General features: G+C 73.5%; 13 protein-coding genes. 6 read left to right on the top strand and 7 right to left on the bottom strand.

The window, feature by feature from the left end; genetic code table 11:
- Position 1: 1 nt before the first annotated feature.
- From ACFVYX_RS23985 to ACFVYX_RS23970, 4 genes are all read right to left on the bottom strand, one after another.
- Positions 2-2,119 carry an NHLP family bacteriocin export ABC transporter peptidase/permease/ATPase subunit gene (locus ACFVYX_RS23985; protein ID WP_389683522.1) on the bottom strand — a complete coding sequence of 706 codons (2,118 nt, stop codon included), beginning with the start codon at positions 2,117-2,119 and terminating at the stop codon, positions 2-4.
- A gap of 149 nt (positions 2,120-2,268) precedes the next feature.
- Positions 2,269-3,075, bottom strand: a complete 807-nt coding sequence (locus tag ACFVYX_RS23980) for an HlyD family efflux transporter periplasmic adaptor subunit (RefSeq protein ID WP_389683491.1) — start codon at positions 3,073-3,075, stop codon at positions 2,269-2,271.
- Positions 3,076-3,208: 133 nt separating this feature from the next.
- Positions 3,209-3,460 carry a hypothetical protein gene (locus ACFVYX_RS23975; protein WP_389683489.1) on the bottom strand — a complete coding sequence of 84 codons (252 nt, stop codon included), beginning with the start codon at positions 3,458-3,460 and terminating at the stop codon, positions 3,209-3,211.
- A gap of 480 nt (positions 3,461-3,940) precedes the next feature.
- The gene (locus tag ACFVYX_RS23970) at positions 3,941-5,197 is read right to left on the bottom strand and encodes a glycosyltransferase (RefSeq protein WP_389683487.1); all 1,257 of its coding nucleotides are present in this window, start codon (positions 5,195-5,197) and stop codon (positions 3,941-3,943) included.
- A 58-nt stretch (positions 5,198-5,255) separates the two neighbouring features.
- Between ACFVYX_RS23970 and ACFVYX_RS23965 the strand changes: the two genes are divergently transcribed.
- The 6 genes from ACFVYX_RS23965 to ACFVYX_RS23940 all read left to right on the top strand — a co-directional run bounded on the left by ACFVYX_RS23965 (position 5,256) and on the right by ACFVYX_RS23940 (position 11,964).
- Entirely contained in the window at positions 5,256-6,047 is a 792-nt protein-coding gene (locus tag ACFVYX_RS23965; RefSeq protein WP_389683486.1) for a glutamate racemase, read from the top strand.
- A gap of 168 nt (positions 6,048-6,215) precedes the next feature.
- Positions 6,216-6,782, top strand: coding sequence for a hypothetical protein (locus ACFVYX_RS23960; protein ID WP_389683485.1), 567 nt, complete (start codon positions 6,216-6,218; stop codon positions 6,780-6,782).
- A 123-nt stretch (positions 6,783-6,905) separates the two neighbouring features.
- On the top strand, positions 6,906-8,504 hold the full coding sequence (gene lnt / locus ACFVYX_RS23955) for an apolipoprotein N-acyltransferase (RefSeq protein ID WP_389683484.1): 1,599 nt from the start codon (positions 6,906-6,908) through the stop codon (positions 8,502-8,504).
- An 82-nt stretch (positions 8,505-8,586) separates the two neighbouring features.
- Positions 8,587-9,069: an NUDIX domain-containing protein gene (locus tag ACFVYX_RS23950; protein WP_389683483.1), complete on the top strand. Its 483-nt coding sequence runs from the start codon at positions 8,587-8,589 to the stop codon at positions 9,067-9,069.
- A 55-nt stretch (positions 9,070-9,124) separates the two neighbouring features.
- The gene (locus ACFVYX_RS23945; protein WP_389683482.1) at positions 9,125-10,006 is read left to right on the top strand and encodes a 3-hydroxybutyrate dehydrogenase; all 882 of its coding nucleotides are present in this window, start codon (positions 9,125-9,127) and stop codon (positions 10,004-10,006) included.
- A gap of 65 nt (positions 10,007-10,071) precedes the next feature.
- Complete coding sequence (locus tag ACFVYX_RS23940; protein WP_389683481.1) at positions 10,072-11,964, top strand: helix-turn-helix domain-containing protein; 1,893 nt, start codon at positions 10,072-10,074, stop codon at positions 11,962-11,964.
- 71 nt (positions 11,965-12,035) lie between these two features.
- Here the strand turns inward: ACFVYX_RS23940 and ACFVYX_RS23935 are convergent, their stop codons facing one another.
- The 3 genes from ACFVYX_RS23935 to ACFVYX_RS23925 all read right to left on the bottom strand — a co-directional run bounded on the left by ACFVYX_RS23935 (position 12,036) and on the right by ACFVYX_RS23925 (position 17,161).
- Complete coding sequence (locus tag ACFVYX_RS23935; RefSeq protein ID WP_389683480.1) at positions 12,036-13,403, bottom strand: MFS transporter; 1,368 nt, start codon at positions 13,401-13,403, stop codon at positions 12,036-12,038.
- Between the two features lie 471 nt (positions 13,404-13,874).
- On the bottom strand, positions 13,875-15,632 hold the full coding sequence (locus ACFVYX_RS23930) for an ABC transporter permease subunit (RefSeq protein WP_389683479.1): 1,758 nt from the start codon (positions 15,630-15,632) through the stop codon (positions 13,875-13,877).
- 5 nt (positions 15,633-15,637) lie between these two features.
- Complete coding sequence (locus ACFVYX_RS23925; RefSeq protein ID WP_389683478.1) at positions 15,638-17,161, bottom strand: ABC transporter substrate-binding protein; 1,524 nt, start codon at positions 17,159-17,161, stop codon at positions 15,638-15,640.
- Positions 17,162-17,267: the final 106 nt, after the last annotated feature.

Here is a 17,267-nt window from a genome sequence, read left to right as displayed (position 1 = left end):
CTCAGTGCTCCTCGACCAGGCCGGCGTACGCGCCCCGCGCCGCGACGAGCTGCTCGTGGCGCCCGCGTTCCACGACCGTCCCCCGGTCGAGCACGACGATCTCGTCGCTGTCGCGGACGGTGCTCAGCCGGTGGGCGATGACCACGCAGGCGCAGCCGCGCCGCCGCAGGTTGTCGATGACGATCTCCTCGGTCGCCGCGTCCAGGGCGCTGGTCACCTCGTCGAGGATCAGGACGCTGGGGCGGCGCACCAGCGCGCGGGCGATCTCGAGCCGCTGGCGCTGGCCGCCCGAGAAGTTGCGGCCGTCCTGCTCGACACGGCTGCGGATGCCGCCGGGCCGGCGGGCGACCACGTCGTACACGGCGGCGTCCTGGAGGGCGGCGACGACGGCCTCGTCCGGGACGGAGGGGTCCCAGAGCGCCACGTTGTCGCGGACGGTGCCCTCGAAGAGGAAGACGTCCTGGTCCACGAAGGAGACGGAGGCCGCGAGCGCGCTGCGCGGGATGTCTTCGAGGCGCATCCCGTCGATGCGGATCGTGCCCTCCCACGGCGTGTAGAGGCCGGACATGAGCCGCGAGACGGTGGACTTGCCGCTGCCGGAACCGCCGACCAGAGCCACCTGCTGCCCGGGGCCGACGGTGAGCGAGAAGTCCTTCAGCAGCGGGGCGTCGAGGGGGCTGTACCCGAAGGTGACGCCCTCCAGTTCGACGTGGCCGGTGAGCCGGCGGGTGGGGGCGTGCGGGACGCGCCGGGTGTGGACCGGGTCGACGGGGAAGTCCTCGACGTCCCTGAGCCGGGCGACGTCGGCGGCGAAGTCCTGGATGCGGCCCGCCACGCCGTTGAGCCGGGTGATCGGGGCGGTGAAGCCGGTCACGAGCGCCTGGAAGGCGACGAGCAGCCCGACGGTGAGATGGCCCTCCACGGCCCGCAGTCCGCCGATCGTGAGGATCAGCGCGCTGTTCAGCGCGGCGAGGGTCGGCGCGACGACCGCCAGCCAGGCGCTGGGCACGCCGAGCCGCTGCTGCACGTCGAGGGTGGTGGCGTGCTGTCCGGCCCAGCGCCGGAAGAAGCCGTCCTCGCCGCCCGTGGCCTTCATCGTCTCGATGAGCTGGAGTCCGCTGTACGAGGTGTTGGTCAGCCGGGCGCTCTCGGCGCGCAGCTTCTGCGTGCCGGTGGCCCGCAGGTGGATGACGACGCGCAGGGCGAGGATGTTGAGCAGGGCGATCAGCACGCCGACGACGGTGAGCTGCGGGTCGTACGTCCAGAGGAGCACCGCGTAGAGCAGGACGACCACGGCGTCGACGGCCGCCGCGGCCAGGTCGCGGGCGAGAGTCTCGGCGACGGCGTCGTTGGACTGCAGTCGCTGGACGAGGTCGGCGGGGCTGCGCTGGGCGTAGAAGGCGAGCGGGAGCCGGAGCAGATGCCGCAGGAAGCGGGCGCTGCCCAGGGTGGAGGCGATGATGCGCCCGCGCAGCAGATTGGCCTGCTGGAGGGCGGTGAGGGTCGCCGTCAGGACGAGGGTGATCGCCATCGCCGCGAAGACCACGCCGAGCAGCGACGTCTGGTTCCCGATCAGGAACATGTCGATGTACGTACGGCTCAGCGCCGGCACCCACGCGCCGACGGCCACCAGGAGGAGGCTGGCGACGACCGCCGCGGCCATGGTGCCCGAGGTGCCGCGCAGCCGGGCGGGCAGGGCGGAGAGGACACCGGGCCGGCTGCCGCCGCGGCGGAAGCCGGGGCCCGGCTCGAAGGTGAGCACGATCCCGGTGAAGCTGGTGTCGAACTGGTCCATGGGGACGAACCGGCGGCCGCTTCCCGGGTCGTTGACGTACACGCCGGGGCGGCCGAAGCGGCGGCCCGTGCCCTCGTAGACGACGTAGTGGTTGAACTCCCAGAACAGGACGGCCGGTGCGGCCACCTCGGCGAGCGCGGCCACGTCCATCTGCATGCCCTTGGCCTGGAGTCCGTAACTCCGGGCAGCCTTCAGGAGGTTGCCCGCCCGGGACCCGTCGCGGGAGACGCCGCAGGCGATGCGGAGCTCTTCGAGGGGGACGAAGCGGCCGTGGTGGCCGAGCACCATGGCGAGGGCGGCGGCTCCGCACTCGACCGCCTCCATCTGGAGCACCGTGGGGGTACGGACGGTCCGTTGCCTTCGGCCCTTGGCGACGGGCGTGCGGCGCCGGGGTCCGCCTGCGGGCGGGAGGCTGCGGGCGGAGGTCCGCGCCCTGCCGCCGGAGCGCGCCCGGGTGGCCGCGCGTGACCCGCTCACGGGAGCAGCCAGTCGACGGGGCGCTGGGCGGCGAGATGGACGGCGCCCGTGACGGGCGTACCGGAGGAGGGGGCGTGCGGGGGCCCGTCCGTGGAGGACCAGGCGTATCCGGAGGCGGTGGCGGCCGAGCGGTCCAGTGTCACGAGCACCGCGATCGGATCGCCCTGCCGGGAGAACCGCGCGGCGAGTCCGGCGTCGCCGAGGAAGGAGCCGAGCTGCGCCTCCGACTGGGGAGTGCGGCCGACCGCGGTGACCCGGCCCCGGAGCACGCCGAACCGGTCGCGCGGGACGGACTGGACGGCGAGGTCGACCCGGACGCCCGCGCGGACCGTGGCAGCGGTGTCTCCCGTCAGATAGAGGACGGCCACCAGGGGCGCGTCCGGGTCGGTCACCCGCTCGACGGTCGCCACGTCGGCGCCGGTGGTGACGACCGAACCCAGCCTGGCGTACAGCGTGGTGACGCGACCGCCGGCGACGGCGCGGACGGGCCGGTCGCCCCGGTCCGTGCGGACGGTCAGCAGGGGCGCTCCGGCGGTGACGGGCCGGCCCTCTTCGACAAGGACCTCGGTGACCTGTCCGGCGACGGGGCTCTGGAGCAGATAGCTGCCGTCGGCGTGGGTCAGGAGCCCGGGGGCGTTCAGCTTGGACGTCACCGTGCCGGTGAGGGCCCAGAAGCCGGCGGCTGCCATGACGACGAGCGTGACGGCGAGCACGAGACGCCCCTGGGGACGTGCGAAGCGCACGGGCACGTCGAGTTCTTCGGGCGATTGCAGCTTGGAAAGCGCATTGCGGCGGAACTGCACGGACTATTCCTTCGACTGCATTCTGACGCATGTCCCGCGGCCGGGTATTCCGCGGTCGGGACATGAGGTGGCTCAAGGGCGGCCGCAAACCCCGGAACCGGGTCGGTTCCGGGGTTCACAGACCGTTTTCGGCTCAGATACCGGCGAGGCCGGTGATGCCCGCGGTGTTCACCGAGACGCCGGTGATGCCCGAGGCGAGGCCGGGGACGCCGGTGGCGAGGCTCTCGACGCCCTGGACCGTCTGGAGGGAGCCGACGGTGCCGAGGAGGTTGGTGACGTCGCCGGTCAGGGCGCCGGCGAGGCCGCCCGAGACGGTGACGAGACCGCCGGAAACGGCGTCGAGGTCGGCGTCGGAGATCTCTACGGTCTCAAGGTCGTGACGCATGATGCGCACCCTTCGTTCATGGGGGGGAATCCGTTTTCTGCGGCCGCAGCGGGCTTGATCCAACCACGCGAACGGCTGACCGGACCAATTCGGTTGACGCTTCCGCGCGGGGGTTTCTGCACCTCTGGAAGCGGTCGTGCATTCAATTTCACCGAATGCCGACATCTTCTCCGCGGATGGGAGTAACAGATTCGGCCCGCCCGTCACGCGCGGGGAACTATTGCGGACAGAAGGGTGCCGTCCGGGCGTCACAGGGCCCGGTGGTGTCGGGAAACGGTGAAGACGCCGCTCCTCCACACGCACACGTTGTGCAGGTTTCCGGCAGACGCGGACCGGCCCGGGGCCGGTCGCCGCCGCTGTTGGTCGCCGGTCCGGGACGGGGCGCCGTCGCTGGCGCTGGCCTACCGGTCCGGGACGGGTGCCGTCGCTGTCGCGGGCCTAACGGTCCGGACGGGTGCCGTCGCCGGCAGCGGCCGCCGCCTACCTCTCCCGTGCCGCTTCCGGGCGCGCGTACGTCCGGCCCTTCCACGCCGCGCCGGCGCCCCGGTGATGCCGTACCGCCGAGTCCACCGTCATCAGGAGATAGAGGAACGCGGTGAAGGGGAGCAGTGGAGCGAGCCACAGCGGCTGCCGGTAGTAGCGGAGCATCGGTACGTACGTCCCCGCCATCACCGCCCAGGCCGCACCCCCCGCCCAGGCCGCCACCGTGTCGCCGCCCGCCACACCCGCCACCAGGGCCACCGGCGGTACCAGGTAGACGAGGGCGAGTCCCGCCACCGTCCCCACGAGCAGCGGCGGGCTGTGCCGCAGCTGCGCGTACGCGCTGCGCGCGACCATGCGCCACAGCTCCCCGAGCCCGGGATACGGGCGCACGCTGTCGACCCGCTCAGCCAGCCCGAGCCAGATCCGCCCACCGGCCCGCCGCACCGCCCGCGCCAGCGACACGTCGTCGATCACCGCCTGCCTGATCGCGTCCGGGACGTCCGCCGCCACCGCCGTCTCCGTCCGCAGCAGTACGCAGCCGCCCGCGGCGGCCGTCGCCAGCGGCCGCGCCCGGTTGATCCAGCGGAAGGGATAGAGCTGCGCGAAGAAGTAGACGAACGCGGGCACGACCAGGCGTTCCCAGAAGCTCGCGACCCGGAGCCGGGCCATCTGCGACACCAGGTCCAGATCGTTCCCCACCGCCGCGGAGACGAGCAGACGCAGGCTGTCCGGCGCATGGGCGATGTCCGCGTCCGTCAGGAGCAGGAACTCGGGTCCACGCGCGCGTGCCAGCGTCATGCCGTGCCGCAGGGCCCACAGCTTGCCCGTCCAGCCATGCTCGGGCTCACCCGGCGACACCACCGTCAGCGGCAGCCCGCCGCACCGAGCGGCCAGCTGGGCGGCGAGCCTCCCCGTGCCGTCCGTACTCCCGTCGTCCACGAGGATCACCTCGGCGTCGCCCGGATAGTCCTGCGCGAGCAGCGACGGCAAACTCAGCGGCAGCACTCCGGCCTCGTCCCGCGCCGGCACGACGACGACCACGCGTGGCCAGGGATCCCGCTCCACGCCCGCGTGGTCACGACCCGGCTGCCCGGACGCGGCCGGTGAGGGCCGTCTGTCGTGCGCGGCCGGTGGCAGCCGGTTGTGCGCGACCGGTGGCAGCCGTTGGTCCGTGCGCCAGAAGAACCCCTGGCCCAGCAGCAGCCAACCCCAGACGACGGAGGAACCGAGCGCGAACCAGGCGAGGGTGCTCATTCGCGGCAGTCTGCCCCAGATCGTGGGGGCCGCAAGGCTCATCGGCTAGGGTGACCGGGTGAAGATCGCGCTCATGGACTCAGGAATCGGCCTCCTCGCGGCAGCGGCCGCGGTGCGGCGCCTCCGGCCGGACGCGGATCTGCTCCTCTCCAACGACCCCGACGGCATGCCCTGGGGCCCGCGCACCCCGGAGAACCTCACGGAGCGCGCCCTGGCCGTCGCGCTCGCCGCCGCCGAGCACCGCCCGCAGGCCCTGATCGTGGCGTGCAACACCGCCAGCGTGCACGCCCTGCCCGCCCTGCGCGCCGCCCTCGAACCGGACATCCCCGTCATCGGCACCGTGCCCGCGATCAAGCCGGCCGCCGCGGGCGGTGGCAAGGTCGCCATCTGGGCCACGCCCGCCACCACCGGCAGCCCGTACCAGCGCGGGCTGATCCGCGACTTCGCCGACGGCGCCGACGTCACCGAGGTGCCCTGCCCCGGCCTCGCGGACGCCGTCGAGCACGCCGACCCGGAGGCCGTGGACCGGGCCGTCGCCGCGGCGGCCGCGCTCACCCCCCGGGACGTCCGCGCCGTCGTCCTCGGCTGCACCCACTACGAGCTCGTCGAGGAGCGCATCCTCGCCGCACTCGAAGCGCGGAGGGCGGGACTGCCCCCGCTCGTCTTCCACGGCTCCGCGGACGCGGTCGCCGCACAGGCGCTGCGCCGCGTCGGTGCGGAGCCCGCGCCCGACGCGGAGCCCACCGGAAGTCTCTCCGTCCTCCTCAGCGGACGCCCGGGCCCGCTCCCGGCCACGGCCCTCGGCTACGCCGCAGGCCGGATCCTCGGGGCGGCGGCGCCCGCTCGCTGAGCGGCTTCGGACGATCCTCCGCCGACGGCGCCCGCTCACCGAGCGTGCGCGGACGCCCCCGTTTCGGCGTGCCGTTGCGACCGATCCCGGGTCTTCTGCTCACTGAGCGTGCGCGGACGACTTCGCTCCGGCGCGCTGTCGCGGCCGATCCTGGGTAGTCTTTTCCTTATGAGGGACCATGCCCGGAACACGCACGCCGACGAGCGGACACCCGCCGTCTGGACCGGCCGCGCCACCAACCGGTTCCAGTGGCTGGCGGCACTCGCGGGCGCCGCCTTCATGGCCCTCGGCATCACCCTCGCCGTCGAATCGGCCTGGACCTCCGGCGTCCCCGCCCTTCTGATGGCCGTCATCGGCTGTGTCGCCGCCGGACTGCTCGTCCTCTTCGGCACGCTCGCCTTCGTCCACGTGGCCGTCAAGGTCGACGACCTCGCCATGGAGGTCCGCTGCGGCCACATCGGCGTGCCGCGCCGCCGCATCCTCCTCTCCCACATCGTCGGAGCCGACTTCGCTCCGAGCGTCACCCCGCGCCACTGGGGCGGCTGGGGCTACCGCTGGCGCCCCGAGAAGGGCACGGCCGTGGTCGTCAGGCGCGGCGAGGGCCTCGTCCTGCGCCTCGGGGACGGGCGTACGTTCACGGTCACCGTCGACGACGCCGAGTCCGCGGTCCGCGTCATCCGCGACCACCTCCGCCGCCCGGCCCCGCCGGGCCCGCCCACACCGACCGGCGCCTGAGCGCGAGGATCCGGGGAGAGCGCGGGGCCGCTTCCGAGGCGGGACTTCCGGGCAGGTCACCGGGGCACGCGGCGCGCCCCACCGGCCTCCTGGCCGACAGGAACGACCCGTAGACTCCGCAAGGTGAGCGCCACCATCACCCCCGTCGACCCGTCCGGAACCGACACCGCCCCCACGCCGGCTTCCCGGCTGCGGCGGTTCGTGCGGCCCGGGGCGGCTCTGCTGTCCGGGTTCCTGCTCTACCTGAGCTTCCCGCCGCGCCCCCTGTGGTGGCTGGCGCTGCCCGCCTTCGCGCTGCTCGGCTGGACCCTGCGGGGCCGCCGGCTCCGGGCCGGCTTCGGCCTCGGATACCTCGCCGGGCTCGGCTTCCTGCTCCCGCTCCTCGTCTGGACCGGCGAGGAGGTCGGCCCCGGCCCCTGGCTCGCCCTCGCCGCACTCGAGGCGCTCTTCGTGGCCGCCGCCGGACTCGGTATCGCGGCCGTCTCCCGGCTCCCCTGGTGGCCGGTCCTCGCCGCCGCGGTGTGGATCATCGGGGAAGGGGCACGCGCGCGCGTGCCCTTCGGCGGCTTCCCCTGGGGAAAGATCGCCTTCGGACAGGCGGACGGTGTCTTCCTGCCGCTCGCCGCCGTCGGAGGTACGCCGGTGCTCGGCTTCGCCGTCGCCCTCTGCGGCTTCGGCCTGTACGAGACGTACTGCCAGGTCCGGACGTACCGCGCCACCGGTGCCGTCCCACGAGGCCCGCTCGCCGTCGCCGTGCTCTCCCTGCTCGTCCCGGTCACCGGCGCCCTCGCGGCCCTGCCCCTCGTCGACGACTCCGCCGAGGACGGCACCGCCACCGTCGCCGCCGTCCAGGGCAACGTGCCCCGTCTCGGCCTCGACTTCAACGCCCAGCGCCGGGCCGTGCTCGACAACCACGTCGCCCGCACCCGCGAGCTCGCGGCCGACGTCCGGGCCGGCCGCGCGCCGCAGCCCGACTTCGTCCTCTGGCCGGAGAACTCCTCGGACATCGACCCCTACGCGAACGCCGACGCGGCCGAGGTCATCGACGGCGCTGTCCGGGCGATCGGCGCGCCGACCGTGATCGGCGCGGTCGTCACCCCCCAGACCGGCAAGCTCCGCAACACCCTCATCGAGTGGGACCCGGAGCGCGGTCCGGTCGCCACGTACGACAAGCGGCACGTCCAGCCGTTCGGCGAGTACATCCCGATGCGGTCCGTCGTCCGCCTCTTCAACAGCAACGTCGACCGGGTGAGCCGGGACTTCGGTGCCGGTACGAAGGTCGGCGTCTTCGATCTGGCCGGTACCAAGGTGGGTCTGGCCACCTGCTACGAGGCGGCCTTCGACTGGGCCGTGCGCGACACCGTCACCGGCGGCGCCCAGCTCATCTCCGTCCCCAGCAACAACGCCACCTTCGGCCGCAGCGAGATGACCTACCAGCAGCTCGCGATGTCCCGGGTGCGTGCCGTCGAGCACAGCCGGTCGGTGGTCGTGCCCGTCACCAGCGGGGTCAGCGCGGTCATCCGCCCCGACGGCGAGATCGTCTCGCAGACGAAGATGTTCACCCCGGACGTCCTGGTCGAGAAGGTGCCGCTGCGCTCCTCGCTGACCCCGGCGACCCGGCTGGGCACCCTGCCCGAGGCCCTGCTCGTGGCGCTCGGAACGGCCGGTCTCGGCTGGGCGGCGTTCCGCTCCGTACGGGCCCGCCGCAGCCCGGCGGAGTGATCCGCCCCACCCCGTCCGCGCAGGTCCAGGCCCCTACGGGGCGGGGTCCGACCCCTTCCGCGGATGATCTAGGGTCGGATCCATGGCTACCCCTGACTTCATCCGGTCCCTGCGCGAGAAGGCCGGCCACCAGCTCCTCTTCCTCCCCGGAGTGAGCGCCGTCGTCTTCGACGACCAGGGCCGGGTGCTGCTCGGCCGCCGCGCCGACAACGGACGGTGGGCGGTCGTCGGAGGCATCGTCGAGCCCGGTGAGCAGCCCGCCGACTGCGTCGTACGCGAGGTGTACGAGGAGACCGCGGTGCGCTGCGAGGTCGAGCGGGTCCTCCTCGTCGAGACCCTCCGCAAGCCCGTCGTCTATCCGAACGGCGACGAGTGCCAGTTCATGGACGTGTCCTTCCGCTGTCGCGCGGTGGGCGGCGAGGCGCGGGTCAACGACGACGAGTCCACCGAGGTCCGCTGGTTCGACGTCGACGACCTGCCGGAGATGAAGCGCTTCTCGTACCTGCGGATCGAGAAGGCCCTTGCCGACGAACCCACATGGTTCCGCACCACAGCATCCAGCTGAACTGTGGGCCCGGCACACATCGGTGGGGGAGGGGCCCCTCCATAGGGTGCGGAGCATGAGCGCCCCCATCACCGCCCACGGTGTCACGTCGGGTACCGGTTCCGAACCGATCACCGCCCGCGGTGCCGCGTCGGGCACCGGTTCCACCGCCACCGCCGCCCAGCCCCGTGCCGTCGTCCTCGACCTCACCGGCCGCACCGCGCTCGTCACCGGCGCGGCCGGCGGCATCGGGCGCGCCTGCGCGCTGCGGCTCGCCGCCTCAGGGGCCCGGGTCAGAGCCGTCGACCGGGCCGCCGAAGGACTGGAGACCCTGGCCGAGGAGGCCGCCGCGCTCCCCGGAACCCTCGAACCCCGGCTGCTCGACCTCACCGACCTGGACGCCGCCGAGGCCGCCGCCGCGGGCGCCGACATCCTCGTCAACAACGCAGGGCTCCAGCTCGTCCGCCCCATCGAGGAGTTCCCGCCGGACGTCTTCCACACGGTCCTCACCGTGATGCTGGAAGCGCCCTTCCGGCTCATCCGGGGCGCCCTGCCGCACATGTACGCCCAAGGCTGGGGACGTATCGTCAACCTCTCCTCCGTCCACGGGCTGCGCGCCTCCGCCTTCAAGTCGGCGTACGTGGCCGCCAAGCACGGGCTCGAAGGCCTCTCCAAGACCGCTGCCCTCGAAGGCGCCCCGCACGGGGTCACCTCCAACTGCGTCAATCCCGGCTATGTCCGCACCCCGCTGGTCGAACGGCAGATCGCGGACCAGGCCGCGGCCCACGGCATCCCCCCGGAGCGGGTCCTCTCCGAGGTGCTCCTGAAGGACTCGGCGCTCAAGCGGCTCATCGAACCGGACGAGGTCGCCGAGGCCGTCCTCTATCTCTGCACCCCCCACGCCTCCTTCATCACCGGCACGTCCCTCACCCTCGACGGCGGCTGGACGGCACACTGAACGTTCCGCCGAAGACCGTCCACAGGGGTGGTGCGACCACACCTTCGGCAGGTATCCCTGTGTCCATGTCCCACGAACACGTCTCCTACCTGGAACTCCTCGCCCGAGGAGCCGGTACGGAGGCCTACGACCGGCCCGTGCTGCTCGCCCGTGCGAGCGGCGCGGGCCCCGAGGCGCTGGCCGAGCTCGAAGAGGCCAAACAGCTCGCCCTGCGGGTCAGGGCCGAGCTGGAGGGGCGGCGTCGCCGCGAGGCGGAACTGTCCGCGCTCTTCGCCACCGCCCACGACCTCGCGGGACTCCGCGACCTCGACGCGGTGCTGCGCGCGATCGTCCAGCGCGCCCGCTCCCTCCTCGGCACCGAGGTCGCCTATCTGAGCCTCAACGACCCCGCTGCCGGAGACACGTACATGCGGGTCACCGAGGGCTCGGTCTCCGCGCGCTTCCAGCAGCTCAGGCTGGGCATGGGGGAGGGACTCGGCGGCCTCGTCGCCCAGACCGCCCGCCCGTACGTCACCGACGACTACTTCGACGACGCGCGCTTCCAGCACACCAGGACCATCGACACGGCCGTACGGGACGAGGGCCTCGTCGCCATCCTCGGCGTCCCGCTCAGCCTCGGCAGCCAGGTCATCGGCGTCCTGTTCGCCGCCGACCGCAGAGCCAGGGTCTTCGAACGCGAACAGGTCGCGCTGCTCGGCTCCTTCGCCGCGCACGCCGCCGTGGCCATCGACACCGCCAACCTCCTCGCCGAGACCCGCTCCGCCCTCGCCGAGCTGGAACGCGCCAACGACATCATCCGCGAACACAGCGGCGTCATCGAACGGGCCTCCGAGGTCCACGACCGGCTCTCCGAACTGGTCCTGCACGGCGGCGGGGTCAAGGACGTGGCCCAAGCCGTCTCCGAAGTCCTGGGCGGAACCGTCGAGTTCAGCGAGCAGGGCGCGGGAGCCGCCCCCCGCGCCGGAGGCCACGCGGTCCGCGAGGGCGACGACTGGGTGGCCGCCGTCTCCGCCGGCGGCGAGACCCTGGGCGCGCTCGTGCTCCACGGGCAGCCCGACCTCGACCCGGTCGACCAGCGCACCCTGGAGCGCGCCGCCCTGGTCACCTCCCTGCTGCTGCTCGCCCGCCGCTCCGCCGGCGAGGCCGAACAGCGGGTACGGGGCGAACTCCTCGACGACCTCCTCGACGCCCCCGACCGGGACCGCCGCCTGCTCAAGGAGCGCGCCGCCCGGCTCCGTACCGACAGCGAAGCCCCGCATGTCGTGCTCGCCGCCCGGATCGAGCGGGCCGGCGGCACGACCGACCCCGACGCCGGGGGCCGCGAGGGCGCCGACCGCCAGCGCCTCTGGTCGGCGGCCACCCACCTGGCCGCGACCCGCCACGGCCTCGCCTCGGCCCGCGACGGCGGTACGGTCCTGCTGCTGCCGCTCGGCCCCCGCGAGAGCGCCACCGACCTCGCCCGGCAGACCGCGCGGAGCCTCGGCGGCACGCTGCGCGAGCCGGTCACCGTCGGCGCCTCCGCCCCCGTACGGGCACCGCTCGACCGACCGGACCAGGTCGCCGTCGCGTACGAGGAGGCCCGCCGCTGTCTCGACGCGCTCGTCCTGCTGCACCGCACGGGCCAGGGCGCGGCCGCGGAGGACCTCGGCTTCCTCGGACTCCTGCTCGCCGACGGCCGGGACATCGACGGCTTCGTCGACCGGACGATCGGCCAGGTCGTCGCCTACGACCGGCGCCGCGGCACCGACCTGGTCCGCACTCTGGACGCCTACTTCGCGAGCGGCATGAGCCCGGCCCGGACCAAGGACGAACTCCACGTCCATGTGAACACGGTGGCCCAGCGCCTGGAACGGGTCGGCCGGCTCCTCGGTCCCGACTGGCAGTCCCCGTCCCGCGCCCTGGAGATCCAGCTGGCGCTGCGCCTGCACGCGCTCGCGGACGCGGTCAACGGGAAGTAGGCGGGCACGCGAAAGCCCTGTGCCCCGCTCTCGGAAGAACGGGGCACAGGGCTTCGGCACGGGCCCGCGGATCAGACGTCGGCGCGTACGCGGGAGTCCGAGGGGGTCCGCTCCTCGATGTCCCCGAGATCGCGGTCACGGGTCTCCCGGGCGCAGGCGAGGGCGACGACGGTGAGCAGCGCGGCCGCGATCACATACAGGGCGATCGGGGTCGAGGTGCCGTAGTCGGCGAGCAGCGCGGTCGCGATGAGCGGGGCGGGCGCGCCGGCGGCCACGGAGGAGAACTGGGCACCGATGGAGGCGCCCGAGTAGCGCATCCGGGTCGCGAACATCTCGGAGAAGAAGGCGGCCTGCGGCGCGTACATCGCCCCGTGCAGGACCAGGCCGACGGTCACCGCGAGCAGCAGGCTGCCGAAGGAACCCCGGTCGATGAGGGAGAAGAACGGGAACATCCAGGCCCCGACACCGACCGCGCCGATCAGATAGACCGGCCGGCGTCCGAGCCGGTCGGAGAGCGCGCCCCAGAGGGGGATCACCGCGAAGTGGACGGCGGAGCCGATGAGGACCGCGTTCAGGGCGGTCTGCTTGGAGAGGCCGACCTCGGTGGTCGCGTACACCAGGATGAACGCGGTGATCACGTAGTACGAGATGTTCTCCGCCATGCGGGCACCCATGGCGATCAGCACGTCACGCCAGTGGTGCTTCACCACGGCGACCAGCGGCATCTTCTCCACCTGCCCGGCGACCGCCTTGCGCTCCTCGGCGGCGGCGAGGGCCGCCTTGAAGACGGGCGACTCGTCGACCGAGAGCCGGATCCAGAGCCCGACGACGACGAGGACACCGGAGAGCAGGAAGGGAATGCGCCAGCCCCAGGACACGAAGGCGGCGTCCGAGAGCAGCGCGGTGAGCGCGGAGAGCACACCGGTGGCGAGCAACTGCCCGGCCGGCGCCCCGGTCTGCGGCCACGAGGCCCAGAACCCGCGCCGCTTGGCGTCCCCGTGCTCGGACACGAGGAGCACGGCGCCGCCCCACTCACCACCGAGCGCGAAGCCCTGCACGAGCCGCAGCACGGTCAACAGGACCGGGGCGGCGGACCCGACGGTGGCGTGCGTCGGCAACAGCCCGATGGCGAACGTCGCCCCGCCCATCAGCAGCAGGCTGAGCACCAGCAGCTTCTTCCGCCCGAGCCGGTCCCCGTAGTGCCCGAACACCAGCGCCCCGAGCGGCCGCGCGGCGAACCCGACCGCGTACGTCAGGAAGGAGAGCAGCGTTCCCACCAGCGGATCGGACTCGGGAAAGAACAGCTTGTTGAACACGAGCGCCGCGGCGGACCCATACAGGAAAAAGTCGTACCACTCGATCGTCGTGCCGATGAGACTGGCGGCGACGATCTTCTTGAGGGAGTTGGGTGGCGTCGGGGAGGGAGTTGCGGCGGCCATGAGCACCACTTCCAGGCAGGTACGGGGACGTTGTCGTGTCGCCACACCGTAGGAAGACGCAGGTCAGAGGCGTATGTGGTGGGACACCATAGTTCGACGCCCTCGCATGCGACCGGCCGCCATGGCTGGCTGTGGTGACTCTGCCGAAGGCTTCCGAAGGAGGGCTTGTTGCGTCGTGGTCGGTCGCGGCTGCGAACCTGTGGCGATGCTGGTCCGGGGGTCGGGTGGCCGTTCGCGGGGCTGGTCGAGTCGACACCTGACCGAATGGCTCGCCGCCCCCGCCTGATCAGGCCGGCGTCGCCGAGCGTGCGGTGCCCGTCTCCCTCGTCTTCCCGGGTGTCGAAGGCGTCTCGGGCGCGCTCGATGGCGGGAAGACGCTCGGCGGCTCATGCCCGACCACGCCATGCACCTCGGCCCGTTCAGGGGGCGGTCGGCCGTGATGTGCCGGTACCTGGCGCGGTGGGGGACGGTTCAGCGGTGGCGGGTGTCGCGGTGCGGCGTGGTGGTGACGGCCAGGACGGAGAGCAGGATCAGGGCACAGGCCGGGGCGAGGACGGTCCAGGGGGCGAGTTCGGCGTAGGGCTGGTTCTCGGAGAGCAGGCGTCCCCACTCGGGGGTGGGCGGTTGTTCGCCGAGACCGAGGAAGCCGAGGGAGGCCAGGACGAGGACGGTGGTGGGCAGGCGGAGGAGGGCGTTGCGCAGGAGGGGGGCGCCGAGTGCGGGGAGCAGGTGTCGGCGGAGGAGGTGGAGCCGCCCGGCGCCGAGGGAGCGGGCGGCGGTGATGTGGCCGCTGGCTCGTTCCTGTTCGAGCAGGGCGGCGGTCTGCGCCGCGTACGGGGTCCAGCCGACCACGCAGACGGCGAGCGCGGCTCCCCACAGGGAGGGGCCGGTGGCGGCTGTCACGAGGAGACCGGCGAGGACGGCGGGCATGGTCGCGACGACGTCGGTCAGGCCCGCGCCGGCGCGGGGGGCCAGGCCGAGGAGGAGGCCGGTGAGGGCGCCGGCGGCGGTGACGGCGAGGGCGACGGCCGCGGTGCGCAGGGCGCCGTGGCCCAGGCGGGCGAGGAGGTCGCGGCCGAGGGGGTCGGTGCCGAGCGGGTGGGCGGGGGAGGGCGGGAGCAGGCGGGCGGCCGTGTCGACGTGCAGGGGATCGCGCAGCAGCCCGGCGACGACGAGGGCGACCAGGACAAGCAGGCAGGCGATGGCGGTGAGGCGCCGGGCGCGTCCGGCCGGCAGTTCGGGCCGGGGGAGCGCGGGCAGGGCGCCGTCACGCAGGGCGCGGCCGAGGAGCGTACGGCGCAGGGCCTGGACGAGGAGGCCGGCGGTGGTGCCGAGCAGGACGAGGGCGAGGGTCGCGGTCTGCAGGGACGGCAGGTCCTGGGCGATCGCGGCGTCCAGGGCGAGACGGCCGAGGCCGGGGATGTTGAAGATGCGCTCCACGGCGACGGCCCCGCCGACGAGGGCGACGACGGTGGGCAGGAGTTGGGGAAGGACGCCGGGCAGGGCGCGGCGCAGGGCGTGACGGGCGGTGTGCCGGGGCGGGAATCCGACGGCATGCCAGGTCTTGGCCCAGGGTTCGTGGAGGGCGGCGGGCAGTGCCTGGTCGAGGAGACCGCCGATCATGGCCCCGGACGGGACGCCGAGCGCGAGGGCGGGCAGCACCATGGACGACGGCCCCTCCCAGCCGCCCGAGGGGAACCACCCCAGCCACACCCCGCCGGCCAGGGAGAGGAGGGAGGCGAGGAGGAACTTGGGCAGCGCGGCCAGGACCGCCGCCCCGGTTCCCGTACGCTCCCGGCGCAGCCGTCGGTGTGCTCCGAGGTGGAGCGTTCGTGCGCAGACGGCGGCGGCGGCGAGGACGGTGACGAGCAGAGCGCCCAGCATGAGTGTGACGGAGACGCCGATTGCGGCCGTCACCTGCGGCAGGACGGGCTCTCCGGACACCCATGAGGTGCCGGCGTCGCCGTGCGGCAGCCCGCCCAGCCAGTCGGCGAGGTGCGCGGACGGCCCGTCGGCGAGGCCGAGTTCCTCGCGTACGGCGGCGATCTCGGCCGGGGTGGGATCCTGGTCGGCGGAGCGGGCGCGCAGGACGGTCAGCGCGGGGTCGGTCCGGGACAGCCAGGGCAGCAGGGCCACGGCGGTCAGGAGCGCGGCTCCCGCGCCGACGCGCCCGGCGCCCGCCACCCAGCGTGCCGGGCGGACGGGCGCGGTGCCGTGAGCGCTGCTCATTCCGTCTACTCGCGGTGGGTGTCGAGGGTGATGAGGGCGCGCTCACGCGGGTCGAGGGTCACGCCCTCGACGCCGGTGGCGATGCCCTGGACGACCTTCTCGTGGACGAGCGGCACGACCGCGTCGGTGCGCAGGATGTCGGCCTCGGCCCGCATGATCTTCTGCTGCCGCTTCGCCGTGGCGCTCTCCTCGGCGGCGGCGCGGATCGCCTGGTCGACCGAGGCGTCCTTCAGGGCGGCGATGTTGTAGACGCCGGTGCCGGCGAAGTCGCTGGCGAGGTAGGCGACGGCGTCGCCGGTGTCGAGGAGCGTGACCCGGGAGAAGACGAGCGCGTCGTACTTCCCCGCGAGGAGGTCGGCCTCCATCTGGGTGTACTCGCGGACGTCCTGCTTCACCGTGAACCCGGCCTTCTCCAGCTGCTGCTGGAGGACGGTCGCGGTCTCGGGCAGTTCGGCGCGGTTGGTGTAGGTGACCAGGCGCAGGGTCTTCCCGGCAGCCTTGGTCTTGACCTGGTCGGTCGTCGCGGCGGTGGCACGGCCTGTGACCGCGATTCGCTGGGCGGCGGCCCAGGGCACGGCGGGCCCGAAGAGGCCGCGCGCCGGGTCGGCGTAGCCGCTGAAGACGGAGTCGACGAGGGCGGAGCCGTCCACGGCCTGGCGGGCCGCCGCGCGCAGGGCGGGATCGGTGAACAGGCCGCCGCCGGTGTTGAGGACCAGGCCGTCGGTGCGTACCGACGGCACCTCGTGCCGGGTGCCCTGGTCGAGGAGCTTCGCCTGGGCGGTCGGGATCCACTCGGCGATGTCGACGGTGCCGGAGCGCAGCGCGTTGGCACGGGCCGTGCCGTCGGCGATCCACGTCACGTCGATGCCGGTGGACTTCGCCTTGCCGCCCCAGTAGCCGTCGTAGCGGTCGAGGACGGCCTTGGTCTTGCCGGTGAGGCGGGTGATCCTGAACGGGCCGGTGCCGGTGCCGACCGGGCTGGCGCCCCCGTCGGCCGCGTACGCCTTCGCCGAGAGGATCGCGAGGGCGGGGCTCGCGAGCCGGAGCGGCAGGACCGGGTCGGCGTTCTTCGTGGTGAGACGGACGGTGTCGGCGTCGACGGCCAGGGCGGCGAGCTCCACGTCGCTGAGGACGCGCGGCTTGGGCGTGGCCCGGTTCGCGTGCGCGAGGGCGGTGACGACGGACTGGGCGGTGACGGGGCTGCCGTCCTGGAAGGTGGCTTTGCGCAGCTCGAACGTCCAGGTGGTGGCGGTGTCCCGCTTCCAGGAGGTGGCGAGCGCGGGGGCGGCCGCACCCTGGGCGTCGAGGGCGGTGAGGCCCTCGGCGACCGCCAGCTTGCTGAGCACGGTGGCGTCGTTGCTGTACGGCGAGAGGGCCTTGACCGGCGGCACCGCGAGCGCCACGCGCAGCCGTCCCTCCGCCTCCGCCGCCCCATCCCCGCCGGTTCCGCCGGAGCCCTGGGCGAAGCAGCCGGCCAGGAAGGGGGTGAGGGCGAGTGCCGCGAGGAGACGGCGAGGTGCGGTGCGCATGGAGACGTCCTGTCAGAGGGGCATGGGAACGGCCCGGAGCACCGGTACGGGCGGTCCAGGAGGCAGCAGCCTATAAGGGTAGGCTTACCGAACTTCACCCGGGTGG

It is taken from the genome of Streptomyces sp. NPDC058326, from assembly GCF_042879855.1.
Classification (GTDB): domain Bacteria; phylum Actinomycetota; class Actinomycetes; order Streptomycetales; family Streptomycetaceae; genus Streptomyces.
The sequence above is the reverse complement of the archived record's forward strand: the minus strand, read 5'-3'. Positions and strand labels throughout refer to the sequence as shown.

Coding starts and splice junctions, on each gene's coding strand:
- ACFVYX_RS23985 (WP_389683522.1), bottom strand. CDS start 2,119: ATGGAGGCGGTCGAGTGCGGAGCCGCCGCCCTCGCCATGGTGCTCGGC.
- ACFVYX_RS23975 (WP_389683489.1), bottom strand. CDS start 3,460: ATGCGTCACGACCTTGAGACCGTAGAGATCTCCGACGCCGACCTCGAC.
- ACFVYX_RS23970 (WP_389683487.1), bottom strand. CDS start 5,197: ATGAGCACCCTCGCCTGGTTCGCGCTCGGTTCCTCCGTCGTCTGGGGT.
- ACFVYX_RS23960 (WP_389683485.1), top strand. CDS start 6,216: ATGAGGGACCATGCCCGGAACACGCACGCCGACGAGCGGACACCCGCC.
- ACFVYX_RS23950 (WP_389683483.1), top strand. CDS start 8,587: ATGGCTACCCCTGACTTCATCCGGTCCCTGCGCGAGAAGGCCGGCCAC.
- ACFVYX_RS23945 (WP_389683482.1), top strand. CDS start 9,125: ATGAGCGCCCCCATCACCGCCCACGGTGTCACGTCGGGTACCGGTTCC.
- ACFVYX_RS23940 (WP_389683481.1), top strand. CDS start 10,072: ATGTCCCACGAACACGTCTCCTACCTGGAACTCCTCGCCCGAGGAGCC.
- ACFVYX_RS23935 (WP_389683480.1), bottom strand. CDS start 13,403: ATGGCCGCCGCAACTCCCTCCCCGACGCCACCCAACTCCCTCAAGAAG.
- ACFVYX_RS23930 (WP_389683479.1), bottom strand. CDS start 15,632: ATGAGCAGCGCTCACGGCACCGCGCCCGTCCGCCCGGCACGCTGGGTG.
- ACFVYX_RS23925 (WP_389683478.1), bottom strand. CDS start 17,161: ATGCGCACCGCACCTCGCCGTCTCCTCGCGGCACTCGCCCTCACCCCC.